Genomic DNA, 4,417 nt, shown 5'->3' on the forward strand with positions numbered 1-4,417 from the left:
TGCCCACAGCCAGGAGAATGCCTGCAAAGATATCCACCACGCCTGTCGCCGTCTGGAAGCGCAGCGCCTCCTTCTCCGGATACTTTTTCCAGATATCATCCCGCACAATCAGCTTGCTCCTGCTGTGCTTCAAATTGCCCACGCCAATCAGCACAAACACAATGGCGCAGATATAGCATAAAATGAGCTTCTGCATATTACAATACCCCCTTTGCCGAAAGCACACCGCCGCCCGTTACGGCAACGGCCTGCCGCAGCGCCCGTGCCAGCGCCTTGAACAATGCCTCCGTGATATGATGGGCATTGTCGCCGTATTCCGCCTTCAAGTGCAGCGTCAGCCCCGCGTTGACGCTGAGCGCACGCATGAACTCGGCCGTCAGGCAGGTGTCATACTGCCCGCACACGGCCTGCGGCATCGGCGCGTCAAACACCAGATAGGGCCGCCCTGAAATATCGAGCGCACAAAACCCAAGCGCCTCATCCATCGGCACATAAGCCTCGCCGAAGCGGGCGATCCCCGCCCTGTCCCCCAGACACTGCGCGAGCGCCTGCCCCAGCGCAATGCCGCAGTCCTCCACGGTGTGGTGGCCGTCCACCTCCAGATCGCCCTTGCAGGTAAGCCGCAGGCCAAAACCGCCGTGCACCGCAAAGCTGTTGAGCATATGGTCAAAAAAACCGATCCCTGTGTCGATCTCCCGCGCGCCGCCCTCCAGATCAAGGGCAAGCGAGATATCCGTTTCTTTGGTTTTCCGTTTGATCTCAGCGTTTCTCATCCTGTACTTCCTCCGCAAAGCGCACGGCAACCGAATTTGCGTGCGCGTCCAGATGTTCGCTCTGCGCCAGCGCAATGATATCCTGCGCATAGCCTTCGAGCGCACCGCGCGTGTATTCGATCACGCTTGTTTTCTTCAAAAATGTATCGGTCGACAGCGGGGAGAAAAACCGCGCCGTTCCCGAGGTCGGCAGCACATGGCAGGGTCCCGCCATATAATCGCCCAGCGGCTCGGGCGCATACGCGCCGAGGAAAATCGCGCCCGCGTTGTGCAGCAGCGGCAGCAGCTCGCGCGGCGCGGCAGTAACGACCTCCAGATGCTCGGGCGCGACCAGATCCGCCACGCGGCAGGCATCCGCCAAATCGTCAAACACAATCGCACAGCCGTAATTCTGAACGCTGTCCGCGATGATTTCCCACCGGGGAAGCTGCCGCGCCATGCGCTCCATTTCACACGAAACCGCCTGCGCCTGCGCCATGGAGTCGGTCAGCAGCACGGCAGAAGCCAGCTTATCATGCTCGGCCTGACTGAGCAGGTCTGCCGCGACCCATGTCGGGTTGGCGGTATGGTCGGCGATCACCAGCACCTCGGACGGACCGGCGATCATGTCAATATCCACTGTGCCAAACGCCAGACGCTTGGCCGCCGCCACATAGGCGTTGCCCGGGCCGACGATCTTATCCACCTGCGGGATGATGCCCGCACCGTAGGTCAATGCGGCAATGGCCTGCGTACCGCCGACCGCGATCACCGTATCCACGCCTGCGATTTTAGCAGCCGCCAGCACCTCGCGGCTCAGGTTATCGGTCGGCGGGGTGACCATGACCAGCTCCCCCACGCCCGCCACCTTGGCGGGGATGGCGTTCATCAGCACACTGGAGGGATAGGCCGCCGTGCCGCCCGGCACATAAATGCCGACGCGCGCCAGCCCGCGCACGGTTTGCCCGAGCGTTTCGCCCGGGCGGCGCTGCCATTCCCAGCTTTTGACCAGCATCTGCTCGTGATAATCCCGAATATTGGCGGCGGCTTTTTCCAGCGCGGCAATCAAGGCCGGATCGCAGGCCGCATACGCTTCCTCCAGCACAGCGGGCTCCACACGGTAAGGCGCCCGGCCGTCAAACCTTTCGGCATACTCGACCACCGCATCCCAGCCGCGGGTCCGCACGTCGTCCATCACGCGGCGCACCGTCTGCTCAATATCGCCGCGCGCGCCTGCTGCGCGCGCCTGCATTTCCCGAAGGACGGCCTGCTCTGCCTGTCCGTCTGCCAGCACGGTTTTCAAAAACATCTGCTTGCTCCTTACTTGGTATCCATAAAGCGGAAAGCTGCACCGCAGCCCTTCCTGCTCCATTTTCCATTCTCAATTATCCAAACCGCTTTCCAGCTCGGCAATGACCTGCTGGATCGCCGCCTTCTTCATCTTCGCTGAGGCAAGGTTGACGATCACGCGCGCCGAGATGGGCGCGACATCCTCGATGACCTCCAGCCCGTTCTCCTTCAGTGTCGTACCGGTTTCCACGATATCGACGATCGCATCCGCAAGTTCCAGCAGCGGCGCCAGCTCGACCGAGCCTTCGATCTTGATGGTCTCCACATCCATATTCTTGCGGGCGAAAAACGCGCGGGTCACCGCCGGATACTTGGTTGCAATAACCGGCGTTTTGTATCCGCCGTATACGTCTTTCCCCTTTTTGGTTGCCAGCGCAAACCGGCATTTGCCGAAGCCGAGGTCGACCATCTCATAAAAGCTGCCGCCCTTTTCCATGATCGTATCCTTGCCGACCACGCCCATGTCGCACACGCCGTGCTCCACATAGGTGATCACATCCGCCGCCTTGGCGAGCACAATCTCGATTTTGGTATCCGGCAAGGTAAAGATCAGCTTGCGCGAACCGGCTTCCAGTTCAGAAATATCATATCCTGCATTTTTGAGCAGCGCAAGCGTTTTCTTTTCCAGCCGTCCCTTGGTCAGTGCAATGCGCACGGAATCCCGCCTGGTCTCCGCCGCAGTACACTGCGCGCCGGCCAGGCTTTCCGCCACGCTTTCCACATCAATGCCGAAGCCGCCCGCAGGCAGATCGCGCCCGAACTTGGCGCACAGCGCATTATAGCGCCCGCCCGACAGGATTGCCGCGCCCGCCCCGCCGATGTAGCCGCGAAACATCACGCCGGTGTAGTAATCCATCTCATGCACCAGACCCAGATCAATCATAATCTGGTCGCCGTATCCAGCCTCATCCAGCGCCCTGTACAGCCGGCGCAGATAGGACACCGCACCCAACACGCGCACATTGCCGGTAAGCGACTCGACCTCGTCCAGCACTTCCATGCCGCCGAACAGCTGCGGCATGGCGCGCAGCGCCCTGGCTGCCGGCCGCTCACCATAGGGAGAAAGCGCATCCCCCAGTGCGGCGAACGATTTATTTTCAATCAGCCGGCGAATCTGCTCGGCTGTTCCTCCGTCAACGCCGAGCTCCTCAATCAGCGCTTTATAAATCTCGCTGTGGCCCAGCTCAATGCGGAAATTATCAGCGCCGGTACCAGTCAGTGCGCCGAAAGCCGCAGACAGGATATCCTTATCGGCCTCCAGCCCGTCTGCGCCGATCAGCTCCGCGCCGATCTGCAAAAATTCGCCCTTATGCCCATGCCCCGCCGCTACCGAGCGGAACACCTTCTGGCTGTAATACAGCCGCACGGGCAGCGTACTGCCGTCCAGATGGGTAGCCGCAATACGGGCGATCGGCGTTGTGTTATCCGGCCGTGCAACACAGATGCGGCCCGATTTATCGACAATTTTCAGCATCTGCTCCTGATCCAGGGCAGGATTTGCCTGGGCAAACACATCAAAATATTCAACAACAGGCGTAATGATTTCACTGTATCCGCGCGTTTCAAGCGCGTCCCGAATCGCGTTTTCCGTCTGCCGCAGCGCGCGGCAGGACGCGAACAGAAGATCTCTTGTGCCTTCCGGCGTGGAAATGCTGAAGCGGCTCATATTACAAATCGGCTCCTTTATTGCTTTATCACGTTAAAATAATAGCATATCCGCTGTATTCTGTCAACCCCTGTTTTTTCGGATGGTCATTTCCCGATAGGTCGGCGCATCGTGTACGATTTCCAGCCGTCCCGCCCACGCCAAAGCGCGGATACGGTCAAATATCAGCATATCGCCCACATGATTCCCCTGCTCCAGGGAAATTTTTCCCATCGCATGGCCGACTGTCTGCGCCGCGCTCTGCGTTTGCTCCGGGGCACAGGACAAAATGGTTTCATCATAAAAATCTGCCGGCACGGACCGCACCCTGCCATCCACCATCGCGCGCAGGGGCGCATTCTCTTCCCGCAGGCATTTCCAATCGGCCAGCAGCTGCGCCTGTTCGGTTTCCGTCAGCCGGCGGCGGCGCTGATAGAAATACGCCGCTGCGCGCGGCTCAATTTCGCCGATCCCGCTGTACTGCACGCTGCCGTTTTGCATGCGCTTCTGCTGCTGCCGCTGTTCGATACGCGCGGCATACCGCCGCAAAATGCACTGCGGCATATAACGCAGCAGCCGGTTCAGCACACGGTTATTCGTCATTACCACAACGGCAGAGGCGCCGCCGATCACACTCTTCGGCTCTTTGCAGGCTGCAAGTACATCTGCC

General features: G+C 60.0%; 5 protein-coding genes. All 5 read right to left on the bottom strand.

Going from position 1 to position 4,417, the window contains the following annotated elements; all coding sequences use genetic code 11:
- Window positions 1–196 (bottom strand): hypothetical protein (locus tag ACOYIE_RS09625; RefSeq protein ID WP_433412683.1); only part of this gene is annotated, 196 nt, incomplete at its 3' end.
- Window position 197: 1 nt separating this feature from the next.
- Window positions 198–773 (bottom strand): imidazoleglycerol-phosphate dehydratase HisB, encoded by a 576-nt coding sequence (gene hisB / locus ACOYIE_RS09630; protein WP_433412684.1) that lies wholly within the window; start codon window positions 771–773, stop codon window positions 198–200.
- Window positions 760–2,061, bottom strand: a complete 1,302-nt coding sequence (gene hisD / locus ACOYIE_RS09635) for a histidinol dehydrogenase (RefSeq protein ID WP_433412686.1) — start codon at window positions 2,059–2,061, stop codon at window positions 760–762. Before hisD ends, hisB begins: the two co-directional genes overlap by 14 nt.
- Before the next feature lie 72 nt (window positions 2,062–2,133).
- Entirely contained in the window at window positions 2,134–3,768 is a 1,635-nt protein-coding gene (hisZ, locus tag ACOYIE_RS09640) for an ATP phosphoribosyltransferase regulatory subunit (RefSeq protein ID WP_433412688.1), read from the bottom strand.
- A gap of 63 nt (window positions 3,769–3,831) precedes the next feature.
- Window positions 3,832–4,417 (bottom strand): DUF3658 domain-containing protein (locus tag ACOYIE_RS09645; RefSeq protein WP_433412690.1); only part of this gene is annotated, 586 nt, incomplete at its 5' end.

Source organism: Agathobaculum sp. (assembly GCF_050946325.1).
In the GTDB taxonomy this organism is placed as follows: domain Bacteria; phylum Bacillota; class Clostridia; order Oscillospirales; family Butyricicoccaceae; genus Agathobaculum.